Origin of the sequence: Legionella waltersii (assembly GCF_001468085.1) — a bacterium.
GTDB classification, from domain to species: domain Bacteria; phylum Pseudomonadota; class Gammaproteobacteria; order Legionellales; family Legionellaceae; genus Legionella; species Legionella waltersii.
In genome coordinates this window covers 750,332-763,704 of the sequence record NZ_LNZB01000060.1, presented here as the reverse complement: position 1 = coordinate 763,704, position 13,373 = coordinate 750,332, and the positions used below count along the sequence as shown (strand labels likewise).

Sequence of the window (13,373 nt, the reverse complement as noted above, 5' to 3'; positions counted from 1 at the left end):
ACAATTCTCTTACATCCAGTAATTTTTAAACGCGTCTACTGTATCATGTATTTATAGTTGTCTCATTAACTTTTTATAATCTTTCAAAAATGGTTCGTGTGTTAAATCCAAATAAACGTTCATGCATTCTATAAGCATATTCGTCAGTCATATTGGCTAGATAATCACAAACTATTCGATAAGCTGAGTTTTCATCTTTAGCTTCTTTAAAATGGACTCTGTTTTTATCATCAAGTAAGCTTCCTGGATTAGAGCTGATTGCTTCAAACAAGCGAAGGACTACTGTTTGCCCCCCATACTCAAAAGTTCTTGCTTCTTGAGAATCAATCACGTAAGTATAAATGCATCGCATTAAATAGTTGAGAAGCATTCTAGCTTCTGGGATAAGTTCAATATTATGCTTTAACAATTGATTGTCAAACTCATCATTACTCACAATGATGTGTGTGGAGGTAATAAAGTAATTAACCATTTCTCCAATCGCTTGCTTTCTTACATGAACCTCATTAGAAAATAATGCGTTGAGTAGGCGATCATGATGATCTGAAAACGAGGTTTCATTTAATAAGGATCTAAATTCAGGAGCATCAAGGTGATCTCTGTGAATTAATCGTAGGTGGATTGCATCCTCTAAATCATGAACCCCATAGGCTATATCGTCGGCTGTATCCATTATAGAGCAATCAAAACTATGATAAGCTGCTTTTCCAACTTGTGTGTCTTCTGGCTGTTTCCCTAATGATTGAAATAATTGTCTATCTTGTTCTGAAAATGGGGACAACAACCAGTCCACTTCAGCTTGCTCGCAATCAAAATACGATTTTGGAGGTAACCAATCATTGATTTTAATGGTTTTATGAATTGATTCATGGATGGGTGGTTGTTTGGGAGCAACAACGTCTGAGCGTTTTACAGGATACTTCAAAACACCTAAAAGGGCACGCCGTGTCAGATCCAGACCAAATCCACCGTAGCTATTTTCTACTTTTGTGAGAAGGCGTAAGGTTTGGGCATTTCCCTCAAATCCACCGTAATTGCGCATCATGTAATTGAGTGCAACTTCTCCTCCATGCCCAAAGGGAGGATGTCCTATATCATGAAGAAGACAAATGACACTGATGAGATCGTCATTGGGTAGTAATCCTGATAGGAGAAGTGGATGTTCCTGGTTGGACATTAAATTTCGTACAATACTGCGTCCAATAGAATCAACTTCCAAAGAGTGTGTTAAGCGAGTGCGATGAAAATCCCCTTCATCTGTTCCAAGAATTTGAGTTTTTCTCTGTAGTCTACGGAATGCGGGACAATGGATGACTCTGGTTCTGTCTCTTTCATAAGGGTCGCGATGATCTTGCGCTCCACGTTGATTAGTTTGTCCAGATCGACGGTGTGTCCACATGCTCTCTGCCAATGAAATGGAAAATAGATACTTTAGTCCATACTGAGTTGGTTCACAATATTAAGAGATTAAAGTTTTTTTAATTTTGGCAGATAACAATAAATAAGAATAAATCCATACTCATCGTGGGGGGAATCTGTCATGAATGCATGCATTAAAGTAATTTTAATGGGAATTTGTGCTATTCAATTATCTTCATGTGTTGTTTATGAAGAAGATTATGCTGGTGGTTACCAACTGTATACTTATGACAATAGCCAACTCTATCCCCAGGATTATTACACAGTCAGATCCTACACTTACACAGATCAATCCAGTCAGGGAGTTGTTGTACCAGACTCTTATCATGTGGGTGAGTATCATTCACCAGTTTCTTTTAAAGATAGGGATAAAGGTTGGGTATCAAGCCAAAATCCCCAAGGGTATACTATTGAATTAGCGGACGATCAAAAAGCATCTAAGGTGGCGAACAAATTATATAAAGCACCTAAAAACGATAGAATGGCCCAAGTTAGATATCAAAAAAATGGAAAGCAATATTATAAGGGTGTGTATGGGACCTATAATAGTCCAGAAGCAGCACAGAAAGCCCTTGAGCAATTGCCAGATGAAGTAAAGCAAGGGGCTGGTGTTAAGAGCTGGGGAAGTGTTCAAGAAAATTTGGAAGAATAAGAGACCGTTGAATGGGGACGGACCCCAGTGGGGTCCGTCCCCATCATTCATGCGAGGCAATACAATTAACCAGCTGTTAAAATGGACCCCAGTGGTGTCCATCCCCATCATTCATGCGAGGCAATACAATTAACCAGCTGTTAAAATGATTGAAAGCTTTGTTACTCCAGGGGTTTGGGTATTTTGCACATCGAGCTGCTTTACATAGATCGAATATTGTTCATGAATGTCCGTTAGCCAAGATAAAAACAGTTGGAATGGGACTTCTTCAAATGACAATTGAACTTCTCCAGAGGCTGTTTGTTGCAGCTGATAAGGAAACTTTAACCCTTTACTTTCTTTAAGCCGGTCAGCGAGAAGAGTTAGTAGTTGACTGTTATCAATTGATTTTTTTGATTTCCCTATCCCTTTTTGATGGCGTACCTTTTTCATCCACTCTAGGGTTTCCGTTTTTTCAATTAACTGAGTTGATTTTTGTTTTACTCGTTCACTCAAAGGATCAAATAAAAGTAAATAATAACCATAGATAAAAACCGCTAAAACAGCGACTATAACCATCCATTTTTCTCGTTCATTGAGTGAGTTTAAATAGGCTTTCACATGAGCTCCAAGGTTGCAATAACCTGTTTATCTTTTGTGGATGCTTGGGTTTGCTTTACGGTCAATTTTAGCCGTTTTAATTGATTTTCAATGTCTTGTAGTTTAGCAAAGTCTGGACTTATCAAAGTAACGGATAATTTTTTGTTTTGATAACGTAATTGTTCTATATCTATTTTGCTATTTTTCATAGCATGGGAAAATTGATTTAACACATACCAAAAGTGGGCTTGATTGTCTGAGGAGTTATTTCCAAGCAGTTGGCTAATTCTAAACTTGGGGCTGATGATCTGTTTGGCGTCAGGGAAGAATTCGCGATAGATCACTTCAATCTGTTGGTCAATAATCTGGGTTTGCTTGTTTAAACGATATAAAGTGAACCCATCGACCACTAAAAGAGAAACTAGCCAGGTACAACACAAACCAGCAGCGATAAGATATCCATTTTTTATCCATTTAGAATCAGTACCTTGTTGCATGTCGCCTTGACAGAAATTCATAGGCTTAGTGACTAGAAGTCTCTTTGCAATCCAAACAGTAGAAAGCATTTCTTCTGCTTTGGATGGGATAGGAGATTGAATTTGGCTGTCATTGAACGAGTAAATTGTGTCTGAAGTTAGTTTATTTAAATAGGATTTTGCTAATTCACCGGATAATTGTCCTTTAAATTCACTCTTGTTAATCATTAAATCGGAATCACTAATTGCGACTTCATCAGAATTTAATGCAAACCAGTCAATTGTAATAGCATCAAAATTGATCCTATGGTCTTTCAATAATTGAATTACATCATGCATCCTTTGTTTAGAAATTGCTGCAATTAGGTATTGATTATTTTGATATCGCAATTTATCAAACGCAAAATGCACTTCCTCTACCGGCTGAGCTAGTTTGTCTTCGAGAGCATAAGGTATCGCGACCCTAGCTTTGCGTTCTGGCAACCAAGGTATTGCCAATTCAAGTAATAAAGCATGTGAACAAGAATCTACTATGATAGTGCGTGAATCAGTTTGTAATGCACTAATTTCATTATAATTTCTAGGCTCAGGGGGGGCTAGAACCTCACCAGTCTCATTCAATTTAAGGCTTAAGCATCCATTGTCATCCATCTGTTTAGCAAACAGGAAACAGGTATCCATTTTGATGATCTCTAAGCATAAGCCCTATGCTTTTTTTCAATATAGTCTCGGCGATGTTGCTTTAACTGTTGTGATAACAAATAGACAACCATTGCGTATTGAGGGCTTGAGTTATAACGCGTAATCACAAAAAAATTGGGATAAGCTAACCAATACTCGTTTCCTTTATTGGTGACTAATTCAATTAAACCGGCGCGTGGTGGATTATAGCTAGAGGCTGTGACTGGTTTAATCCCTGCAGCACTGAGTTGGGACATTGCGTAATTTGCTGTTCGTGGATTAGTTCGTAAACTTTTATATTTCCGACCAGAAACTTTAGCAAATTGTGCAACTCCTTGATTGGTTTTCCAGCCATGTTTATGGAAGTAATTTGCAATACTACCGATTGCATCGTGACTATTGTTAACTAAATCTCTAGCGCCTTTATTGCTAAAATCTACGGCATAATAGCGATAACTACTAGGCATGAACTGAGGCATGCCAATAGCTCCAGCATAAGAACCTTTATATTGAACCGGAGAAACGCCTTGTTCGCGGCATAATAATAGATATTCCTTGAGCTCTTTCGTAAAGAATGCTGACCGTTTAGGGTAATTAAAGGCAAGGGTAGCTAGTGCATCCAGAACATTGTAATCACCTTGGCGCTCTCCATACAGTGTTTCTACTCCTAATATTGCTACAATAATTTCGGGAGGGACACCAAAGCGTTTCTGGGCTTTTTCTAATGCGGCCTCATTGTCCGACCAGAACTTCAAACCACCTTCGATTCTTTGCGCGGTGAGGAAAAGTGTACTGTAGACGTCCCAGGTTTTCTTCTCAAAAGGCCGTTCCATCGACTCGATGATTTGAGGCTGTAACTGAACTTGCTCTAGGGTATTTATGAGTTGATTGCGGTTGAATTGGTGGTTTTTTACCATCGAATTGATAAATGCTTGAACGTCTTTGCGTTGAGTTAATCCTGAATTGGATAAAGCATCAAAAGAAAATAAAAATAAAGTGATAAAACCTAGCCATATGGTTTTTCGCATGATGTTTCCTATGTGATGCCAAATGAATAATCTTATTAAAATTACACTCTGTTGGCAAATCTACTTTGCAAAAAATGCAAATAATAGTGGTATAAAGACAGTGAAATTGTCATGACTACTTTCTGAGCGCTTATATTTAAGTTAGACTAATGCAATTTGCAAGAAGGTTTGTTACTTTGAAGGGTTTACAACGAATTCGAAATTTTTCCATCATTGCCCATATTGATCATGGTAAATCTACGTTGGCAGATCGATTTATCCAGATATGTGGAGGTTTAACTGAGCGAGAAATGAGCTCACAGGTTCTTGATTCAATGGATATTGAGCGAGAACGAGGAATTACGATCAAAGCTCAATGCGTGTCGTTAAATTATACCGCTAAAGATGGTAAAACGTATTTATTAAATTTTATTGACACCCCAGGCCATGTTGATTTTAGCTACGAAGTTTCAAGATCTTTAGCGGCCTGTGAAGGTGCAATTTTAGTTGTTGATGCAGCCCAAGGTGTAGAAGCACAAACTTTGGCTGTATGTTACACAGCCATTGATCAATCGTTAACGGTTCTACCAGTTCTAAACAAAATAGATTTGCCACAGGCAGAACCCGAGAGAGTTATCTCCGAGATAGAGGATATCATCGGACTTGAGGCTCAGGATGCAATAAGGGTGAGTGCCAAAAGTGGTCTTGGTGTAGAGGATGTCCTTGAAGCTTTAGTCACAAAAATTCCACCACCAGTTGGAGATATTACTGCACCATTACAAGCCTTAATTATCGACTCATGGTTCGATAGCTATTTAGGTGTAGTCTCTCTAGTGCGTATAGTCAATGGCTCGATACGTAAAGGCGATAAAATGAGGGTAATGTCCACTGGGCGTGCTTATGAAGTGGATCAAGTAGGTATCTTTACTCCAAAACGCACTAAGTTGGATGGATTATCCGCTGGTGAGGTCGGCTACGTGGTTGCAGGAATAAAAGAAATTCAAGGAGCGCCAGTTGGTGATACTTTAACGCTTGATAAGAATCCTGCTGACAAAGTACTGCCAGGATTTCAACGAGTAAAACCACAAGTTTATGCAGGACTCTTTCCTGTTAGCTCTGATGATTTTGAAGCATTTCGGGAAGCCTTGGCTAAATTAAGTTTAAATGATGCTTCATTATTTTACGAGCCTGAGTCTTCTGATGCATTGGGGTTTGGGTTTCGTTGTGGATTCCTGGGTATGTTGCATATGGAGATCATTCAGGAACGCTTAGAACGAGAGTACAATCTTGACTTGATTTCAACCGCACCTACGGTTGTGTACCAGATAGTAACTCAAAAGGGGGAAACATTATTAATTGACAACCCTTCACGATTACCCCCGATTAATCAAATCAAAGAAATGTATGAACCCATTGTTCGGGCAAACATATTGGTTCCGCAAGATTACTTGGGACCAATTATCAACTTGTGTATCGAAAGACGTGGTGTTCAGGTTAGTATGACTTACAGTGGTCGTCATGTATCTGTCGTGTATGACATTCCAATGAGTGAAGTGGTTTCTGACTTTTTTGATAGACTAAAATCAGTTAGCCGTGGATACGCCTCCTTGGATTATAATTTTCAACGATTCCAAAATGCTGATTTAGTTAAAATGGATATTTTAATTAATAGCGAGAAAGTTGATGCATTAGCAGTGATTGTTCATCGAGAAACCGCTCATTCGCGTGGTAAAGCCATTGCTGAAAAAATGCAGCAGCTGATTCCTCGACAAATGTTTGATGTGGCTATTCAAGCCGCAATTGGTAGCCATATCATCGCAAGGCAGACAGTTAAAGCGCTACGAAAGAATGTTACAGCAAAATGTTATGGTGGTGATGTTACTCGCAAACGCAAGTTGTTAGAAAAACAAAAAGCGGGTAAGAAGCGAATGAAGCAATTAGGACATGTGGAAATACCTCAAGAAGCGTTTATGGCGGTATTTCAAACAGAAAAGAAATAAACGGTTGAGGATTTATCACTTATGAACTTTGCTTTAATACTAGTAATCTTATCTGCACTCAGCGGATTTATTTATTTATTAGATTGGTTATTCTGGGCAAAAAAACGAGATATTGATCAAAAACCGGGAAAAATAGTGGAATACTCGCGCTCCTTTTTTCCAGTGTTTTTAATTGTGCTTTTGTTGAGATCATTTTTAATTGAGCCCTTTCGTATCCCATCAGGATCACTTGAGCCTACATTATTAGTTGGTGATTTTGTAGCAGTCAATAAATTTGCTTATGGTTTAAGACTACCTGTTTTAGAAAATAAGATAGTCTCCTTAGCGCTTCCTAAAACAGGTGAAATTGCAGTGTTTCGTTGGCCACCTGAACCTTCCTATGACTACATTAAAAGAGTGATTGGAGTTCCAGGTGATAGGGTTTCATACCATGATAAAAAACTTACTATTAATGGTAAAGAGGCCAAGCAAACTTTTGTTGAATACACGACTGACGAGAGTTCAGGGAAAGCGGTCACTAAATACAAAGAAGATCTTAATGGTGTAGTCCATGATATTTTTATAAGGCCTGATGTTGCACCATCGGACTTTGACATTGTTGTACCTGAGGGTAATTATTTTATGATGGGGGATAATCGGGACGATAGTGCTGATAGCCGATTTTGGGGCTTTGTTCCTGAGAGTTATCTGAGAGGGAAAGCATTTTTGGTTTGGATGAGCTGGAATGGCAAAGCGGATACAGTACGGTGGTCTAAAATTGGAACAATAATTAAATAAAGGATCTATCTTATGCAAAAGCAAAAAGGACTCACTTTTGTAAGCTTTTTAGCAAATATGGTGTTGTTGGTCATGGTTGTGATAGTCGTTATACGTATTATTCCCGTGTACTATCAATATTACTCAATAATGAGTACTGTTAAATCATTGAATTCTACTCCTGTTTCATCCATGACTGGCGAACAAATGAGTGATATGGCTGTTTTAAGAGATAGTTTTTCAAAGAGACTTGAAATCAATGGATTAGACGATTTAAAAACAGATCAGTTAACATTTACTCCATCAGGAATGAATAAATTTACGGTGAGAGTAAAGTATCAAGTCATCAAACCATTAGTGTATAATGTGAGCCTGCTATTTGATTTTGATAGTACACGAGAGGTCATTGTCGGTAGTGAAAGATAATCTAGAAAGATTAGCGAGGCGTTTGAATTATCATTTTCAAAATCCAGCTTATCTAAAACAAGCGCTAACGCATTGCAGTGTGGGCAGCGACAATTACGAACGTTTTGAGTTCTTAGGTGATTCTATATTAAGCTTTGTGATTGCTCATGAGCTGTTTAATCGGTTTCCCACGCACACAGAGGGACAGCTAAGTCGTCTGAGAGCCTTTTTAGTTAAAGGAGATATGCTTGCAGAAATTGCTAAAGAACTTCAACTTGGTGATTTTCTATTCCTAGGCCAAGGCGAGTTAAAAAGCGGAGGATTTCGAAGAGCATCTATTTTAGCGGATTCCTTGGAAGCTATTTTTGCAGCTATTTACTTAGATAGCGGAATAGAATCAGCAAAGCAAACTATATTATCTCTGTATCGCTCAAGATTAGATAATCCTAATTTAAATGAATCATTAAAAGACTCTAAAACGCAATTGCAAGAGTATTTGCAGTCCAATAAAATGCCTCTTCCTGACTATGAGTTGACTAAAGTTGAGGGAAATGAACATAGTCAGATCTTCTTCATCACCTGTCGTATCGATGGGGTCGATGAACCTAGTTTCGGAAAAGGGGAGACTCGAAGAAAAGCAGAACAAATGGCTGCAAAATTGATGCTAGATTTACTACACCAGGACTGATTCAATTCTACAATCAAGGCAATACTAATTTTCTGACAAAAGCTATACTAATAGTAATCAACTCACTTTTAGCATATTCCATTATGCCTTATGAATCATTGATAAAATTATCACAGCCAGAGTTTTATCAAAAACTGAAAAAAACCATTTTTGACTATCATCACGATCGTAAATCTGTTACAGACCTCATCCAAGAGGGAAGCGAAACCTCTGGCACAATACTTTCAGGAATACAGCACTTTTTCCAAGTGTTTGCAAGCACTTTAGCAGCAATGGGACATTCAATACCTTATGTAGGAGGCATACTTGCCTTATTGTCACTTGTACCTAAATCAATAGCGATTCTGCTGGATAAAAAAAAATCGGTAAAAGAAAAAGTAATCAGTGCGGTTCTTTTGACAATCCTTTTTGGTTTGGTTCTTACTGCTACAGTATTGGGTGCTTCAAGTGCTGTACTTATTGGTGCAGTAGCATCAGGAGTTGTGGTCATTTTTGAAGGGGTAGGGCTTGTTGGGAAATTATTAGTTCGAAACAAACTAAATCAACAGATTTCGTTGCACCAGCGGTTTGAAGATGGGATTAAGAAGGGGAATTTGTCTCTTGAAAGTAACGAATTTGATGAGTTGATTGCCCTAGCATTTACTCAGTCCAGCTATAAAGTCACGCATGGGAAAGAAAAGGATCAAAGTTCTATTTATCTTGAACAACTTATGAAACAAAAAGGAATTGATTTAAATCAATTTGAATCCGTCAAAAGGTTGGTGGAGTTGTATTCCATAAAAGATGAGCTTATGGGAAATCTAAAAGCTAAATTCATAGCCCTTGAGGAACAAAAGTCAAAAGAAGAAAAAGAGAATACGTTGCGCGAAATTCATGAGATAAAACTAGAGCTCTATAAGAATAAGCAAGACATTTCTGAGTACACGCACAACAGTAATGCATTAATGATGGAACGGTCTAAGTTAAACGATCAGATAGCACTCTCAAAAGCTTCGATAGGAGTTGCTGGTGCTGGTTGCTTACTTTCTGTGGCCGCTTTCCTACTCATTAGTGGGATAATTGCTGCACCCCCAGTAGCTATTACTGTGGTATTAAGTCTTGCCGTAGTTGTAGTTGTAGCAGGACTCTTAAAATTTGCAGCTGAAAAATTTATCGAATACGACCACAAAAAAATGGATTTGGCCAAACAAGCTAAGGATGAAGATAGATTATTAGAGCAAGCTTTATATCGTTATGGTAAGGAAAAGCAAGAAAAAATTACCCCAAGAGCATCTAGCCAGCCGATCCCTATACCAGGTCCTCAAATTGAAAGACAGGATACTTTATCTAGTGAATTAGACAGCTCATTCGATTTATCGCTTCTTGATGAAGAAGATGACGAATTGTTAGTACCCTTAGAGGAGGAAAGTGATAATAGAACACAATTTACCTTTGACTAAGTCAGAGAGCGAATTTCTTCAAGCAATTCACTCAGTTCCATCCACTCTTCTTCTGTTTGATTCAAAAGACGATAGGCCTCTTCCTTTTCAGTGAGCAATTGTTCTAATGTGGATTTTTTACTGCTGTTTTCATACAGTGAAGTGTCAGCCAATTTATCATCAATGCTTTGGATAGCCCTTTGATAGTGCTCAAGCAGTTGTTCCAGCTTCTTTAACTTGTTTTGATGCGATTTGATTTCTTTATAAGTATTGCTTGAGGTGATTGGCTTAGCTGCCTTTGAGGAGCTGGTTGTTTGCAACCAAGTGTAGTAATCATCAAGATCACCATCAAATGGCTGAACTTTGCCTTGGTAAACTAGATTAAAGTTATCTACAGTTGCTTTTATCATGTGTCGATCATGGGAAATGATAATGAGGGCCCCTTCATAAGTTTGAAGAGCGATTTCAATCGCTGAGCGCATCGCTAGGTCTAAATGGTTGGTAGGCTCATCAAGCAATAATAAGTTAGGCTTTAACCACACCAGCTTCGCAAGTGCCAATCGTGCTTTTTCTCCACCTGAAAAATGCAGCATGGGTTGCTCTGCCATCTCCCCACGGAAATTGAAACCACCCAAAAAATCACGAATGGTTTGCTCTCTTGCATCAGCAGAAAGTAATTGTATTGTTTCAATAGGACTTAATTGTGGGTCTAAATCTTCCAGTTGATGCTGTGCGTAATAGCCAATCTTTAGGTTGGGGGAACGGAGTATTTCACCATTGATTTCAGGCAATGAGCCAGTCAGAGTTTTGATCAACGTCGATTTTCCTTCTCCATTGGGCCCCAAGAGCGCAATGCGATCACCAGGACTTATGGACAAATTGATTTTCTTCAGTATAGGAGATTGGTTGCAGTAACCAGCATCCACTTGATGACATTGAATTAAGGGATTACCCGCACGGGGACATGGAAAGAACTCAAAGGAGAATGGAGAATCTACTTGAGCTGCCGCAATGATTTCCATTTTGTCAATGGCTTTTAATCGGCTCTGCGCTTGCTTGGCTTTTGTAGCTTTTGCTTTGAAACGGTTAACAAAGCTCATCATATGATTAATTTTAGTTTGTTGCCTTTCGTGCATAATTTGTTGTAGTGCCAACTGTTGAGCATGCGTTTTTTCAAAAGTGCTGTAGTTTCCGGTGTATAGACTAAGATTCTGATGCTCTATGTGCAGTATATTGGTTACAAAGGCATCTAAAAACTCCCTGTCATGAGAAATTAAAACAATAGAACTGGGACACTGTTTGAGATAACGTTCAAGCCAAAATATGGCTTCCATATCTAAATGGTTGGTTGGTTCATCCAATAACAATAGATCGGCAGGTTTCATTAAACATCTAGCAAGACTTAAGCGCATTCTCCAACCACCTGAGAAACTATTGACTTGTTCACTTTGTTGATGTGCTGAAAATCCCAACCCTGCCATAATACTCGCTGCTAGAGAAGGTTTACTGTATCCACCAGATTGATTCAGTAATTCGTGACAGACTAGTACTTCCTCATCATTTTCAGTGCTCTCAGCATTTTGCAATCGATGCAATAATTGGATGTAGTCATCATCTCCTTCTAGTACAAATTGAAGGGCTCTCTCTTGGCTATCCGGTATGTGTTGTGAGAGATGGCTTATTCTAAGCTGAGGGTTAATTAATAAATCCCCAGTATCAGACACTAATTTACCAAGAATAAAATCAAAGAGAGTTGACTTACCACAGCCATTATGTCCGATAAGTCCAATTTTTTGTTTTTCATAAATCGTTAAATTGACTTTATCCAACAATATTTTATTGCCGCGGGACAATGTAACTTCGCGTAAAGTGAGCATTTTAAAAGCTGAGAATCAAATAAAGACCTGGAAGTTTATCATAGACCCTAACCCTCGACATCAATTTTTTTCTTTCGAGCTGATTGATAGCGAGCTTGTTTTTCAATGTCTATGTAGCGATCGGTAGTCGCACTGGAACTGTGACCTGCGTCATCTCTGACATGCTCTCTAGGTCTAATTTTAACGTCTTCTGAAATTCCAGTATGTCTAAGCCAATGAACTGTTGCTGCAGACAGATTGTCTGCCTCTTCACTTAGCCCTTGTTGACGCAGTTGTTGAGCGGCTAAATCAAAACAGCGCTGAACTATTCTTCGAATAGGTGCAGTGTCGCTCATTGGACCATTCCCGCGTAATTTAGGAATTAGGGGAGAATTGTCTGCTGGTGAAGGTAGGGGGGGTAGGCCAAGAAATAATCGCCAACGAGTTAAACTTTCTAGCATGGCATCACTGACTGCAATTTGTCGTTCTTTATTTCCTTTACCAACTGTTGTAAACCACCAATGGCCATTACTGTCCTTTGCAAAATCATTCATGCTAGGAATCCAGCGTTCGCTTGCAGCCAACTCTGAAATTCGAAGATACATACCAAATAAAAGACTCAAAATAAAACGTGTTCGTTCGTGTTGTTCGGGGGATTCTTCCGCAAGCATTTCGGCGGTTTGTAATACGGTATTCCATTGAATAAGGCTTAAACGACGGATTGGAGCATTTTGCTGACGTTTGCGTATAAATTTACTCTTTTGGCGAATCAACGCGACTGGATTTGAAACCAGATACTCCTCAGCAATTAAAAAGTTAAAAAGAGTGCTAAGTATGGCAAAAATTTCTTGTATAGCACCTTGGGACATTTTAAATTGATCAATTGATGGTGTATGTCCATTTTTTCTGGCAACTTTGCTCATTGAAACCACGAATGGTCGCCACTCCTGATTGGGCAATCGCTTTCCTTCCTTTTCAATAAAACGAGGTACCTTTTTAAGACTAATCCACTGTTTGGGCGGGTTTTGGCAAAAGTGAATGTATTCCTCAATGTCTTCTCTGCGTAGAGTGTTTAAGTTGGTATGTTTAATAAGCCAAGTCCACTGAAGAAGACGTTCTGTTTCTCTTCGGTAACTGTTGAAGGTTCCTTCACTCCCTGCATAACTCTTTAAGAAGCTTAGACAGTAGTAAAAATCATTGCTACACATGGGGGCAGGAAGAACGGCATTCTCGTGATTTTTATGCAAATGATTCAAGCTATCAAAGAGTGGTAATAGTTTTGATTTCATGATCATTTCCTTGAGTATTGTACTTAGGCATTATGCTAACTGAAATGAATGACTATGCACAGAATTGATCAATAAATTAAGATTTGTTTGTGATTCGAGTGATCAACATGATATTATTTTGCCCATCCTGGCTTTGGTTGATTTTAA

Annotated in this window: 12 protein-coding genes; 6 read left to right on the top strand and 6 right to left on the bottom strand. The window is 38.6% G+C overall.

The window, feature by feature from the left end; all coding sequences use genetic code 11:
- Positions 1-73 precede the first annotated feature (73 nt).
- Positions 74-1,399 carry an anti-phage deoxyguanosine triphosphatase gene (locus Lwal_RS16590; protein WP_058481888.1) on the bottom strand — a complete coding sequence of 442 codons (1,326 nt, stop codon included), beginning with the start codon at positions 1,397-1,399 and terminating at the stop codon, positions 74-76.
- Positions 1,400-1,540: 141 nt separating this feature from the next.
- Here Lwal_RS16590 and Lwal_RS16585 point away from each other — a divergent pair, with 141 nt between their 5' ends.
- The gene (locus tag Lwal_RS16585) at positions 1,541-2,071 is read left to right on the top strand and encodes an SPOR domain-containing protein (protein ID WP_058481887.1); all 531 of its coding nucleotides are present in this window, start codon (positions 1,541-1,543) and stop codon (positions 2,069-2,071) included.
- A gap of 129 nt (positions 2,072-2,200) precedes the next feature.
- Here Lwal_RS16585 and lspM read toward each other — a convergent pair whose 3' ends face one another.
- The 3 genes from lspM to mltB are packed head-to-tail and all read right to left on the bottom strand — an operon-like array spanning position 2,201 to position 4,835.
- On the bottom strand, positions 2,201-2,671 hold the full coding sequence (gene lspM, locus Lwal_RS16580; protein WP_058481886.1) for a GspM family type II secretion system protein LspM: 471 nt from the start codon (positions 2,669-2,671) through the stop codon (positions 2,201-2,203).
- Positions 2,668-3,807: a type II secretion system protein GspL gene (gene gspL / locus Lwal_RS16575; RefSeq protein ID WP_058481885.1), complete on the bottom strand. Its 1,140-nt coding sequence runs from the start codon at positions 3,805-3,807 to the stop codon at positions 2,668-2,670. The genes lspM and gspL overlap by 4 nt, the downstream gene beginning before the upstream one ends.
- A gap of 11 nt (positions 3,808-3,818) precedes the next feature.
- Positions 3,819-4,835 carry a lytic murein transglycosylase B gene (mltB, locus tag Lwal_RS16570; protein ID WP_058481884.1) on the bottom strand — a complete coding sequence of 339 codons (1,017 nt, stop codon included), beginning with the start codon at positions 4,833-4,835 and terminating at the stop codon, positions 3,819-3,821.
- Between the two features lie 149 nt (positions 4,836-4,984).
- Here mltB and lepA point away from each other — a divergent pair, with 149 nt between their 5' ends.
- The 5 genes from lepA to Lwal_RS16545 all read left to right on the top strand — a co-directional run bounded on the left by lepA (position 4,985) and on the right by Lwal_RS16545 (position 10,102).
- Positions 4,985-6,814, top strand: coding sequence for a translation elongation factor 4 (gene lepA / locus Lwal_RS16565; RefSeq protein WP_058481883.1), 1,830 nt, complete (start codon positions 4,985-4,987; stop codon positions 6,812-6,814).
- A 21-nt stretch (positions 6,815-6,835) separates the two neighbouring features.
- Complete coding sequence (lepB, locus tag Lwal_RS16560) at positions 6,836-7,591, top strand: signal peptidase I (RefSeq protein WP_058481882.1); 756 nt, start codon at positions 6,836-6,838, stop codon at positions 7,589-7,591.
- Positions 7,592-7,603: 12 nt separating this feature from the next.
- On the top strand, positions 7,604-7,996 hold the full coding sequence (locus Lwal_RS16555) for a DUF4845 domain-containing protein (RefSeq protein ID WP_058481881.1): 393 nt from the start codon (positions 7,604-7,606) through the stop codon (positions 7,994-7,996).
- Positions 7,986-8,663 (top strand): ribonuclease III, encoded by a 678-nt coding sequence (rnc, locus tag Lwal_RS16550; RefSeq protein WP_058481880.1) that lies wholly within the window; start codon positions 7,986-7,988, stop codon positions 8,661-8,663. Before Lwal_RS16555 ends, rnc begins: the two co-directional genes overlap by 11 nt.
- Positions 8,664-8,746: 83 nt before the next feature.
- A complete protein-coding gene (locus Lwal_RS16545) occupies positions 8,747-10,102 on the top strand; it encodes a T4SS effector SidA family protein (RefSeq protein ID WP_058481879.1) in 1,356 nt (451 codons plus the stop codon).
- Here the strand turns inward: Lwal_RS16545 and Lwal_RS16540 are convergent.
- Positions 10,099-11,958, bottom strand: a complete 1,860-nt coding sequence (locus Lwal_RS16540; protein ID WP_058481878.1) for an ABC-F family ATP-binding cassette domain-containing protein — start codon at positions 11,956-11,958, stop codon at positions 10,099-10,101. The two genes, Lwal_RS16545 and Lwal_RS16540, sit on opposite strands and share 4 nt — an antisense overlap.
- Positions 11,959-12,005: 47 nt before the next feature.
- Positions 12,006-13,232 carry a tyrosine-type recombinase/integrase gene (locus Lwal_RS16535; RefSeq protein ID WP_095197562.1) on the bottom strand — a complete coding sequence of 409 codons (1,227 nt, stop codon included), beginning with the start codon at positions 13,230-13,232 and terminating at the stop codon, positions 12,006-12,008.
- Positions 13,233-13,373: the final 141 nt, after the last annotated feature.

What these genes read in the sequence shown, in the direction of transcription:
- gspL (WP_058481885.1), bottom strand. Translation starts at nt 3,807, where the DNA reads ATGGATACCTGTTTCCTGTTTGCTAAACAGATGGATGACAATGGATGC.
- mltB (WP_058481884.1), bottom strand. Translation starts at nt 4,835, where the DNA reads ATGCGAAAAACCATATGGCTAGGTTTTATCACTTTATTTTTATTTTCT.
- Lwal_RS16555 (WP_058481881.1), top strand. Translation starts at nt 7,604, where the DNA reads ATGCAAAAGCAAAAAGGACTCACTTTTGTAAGCTTTTTAGCAAATATG.
- Lwal_RS16585 (WP_058481887.1), top strand. Translation starts at nt 1,541, where the DNA reads ATGAATGCATGCATTAAAGTAATTTTAATGGGAATTTGTGCTATTCAA.
- Lwal_RS16540 (WP_058481878.1), bottom strand. Translation starts at nt 11,958, where the DNA reads ATGCTCACTTTACGCGAAGTTACATTGTCCCGCGGCAATAAAATATTG.
- Lwal_RS16535 (WP_095197562.1), bottom strand. Translation starts at nt 13,232, where the DNA reads ATGATCATGAAATCAAAACTATTACCACTCTTTGATAGCTTGAATCAT.
- Lwal_RS16545 (WP_058481879.1), top strand. Translation starts at nt 8,747, where the DNA reads ATGCCTTATGAATCATTGATAAAATTATCACAGCCAGAGTTTTATCAA.
- lepA (WP_058481883.1), top strand. Translation starts at nt 4,985, where the DNA reads ATGCAATTTGCAAGAAGGTTTGTTACTTTGAAGGGTTTACAACGAATT.
- lepB (WP_058481882.1), top strand. Translation starts at nt 6,836, where the DNA reads ATGAACTTTGCTTTAATACTAGTAATCTTATCTGCACTCAGCGGATTT.
- Lwal_RS16590 (WP_058481888.1), bottom strand. Translation starts at nt 1,399, where the DNA reads ATGTGGACACACCGTCGATCTGGACAAACTAATCAACGTGGAGCGCAA.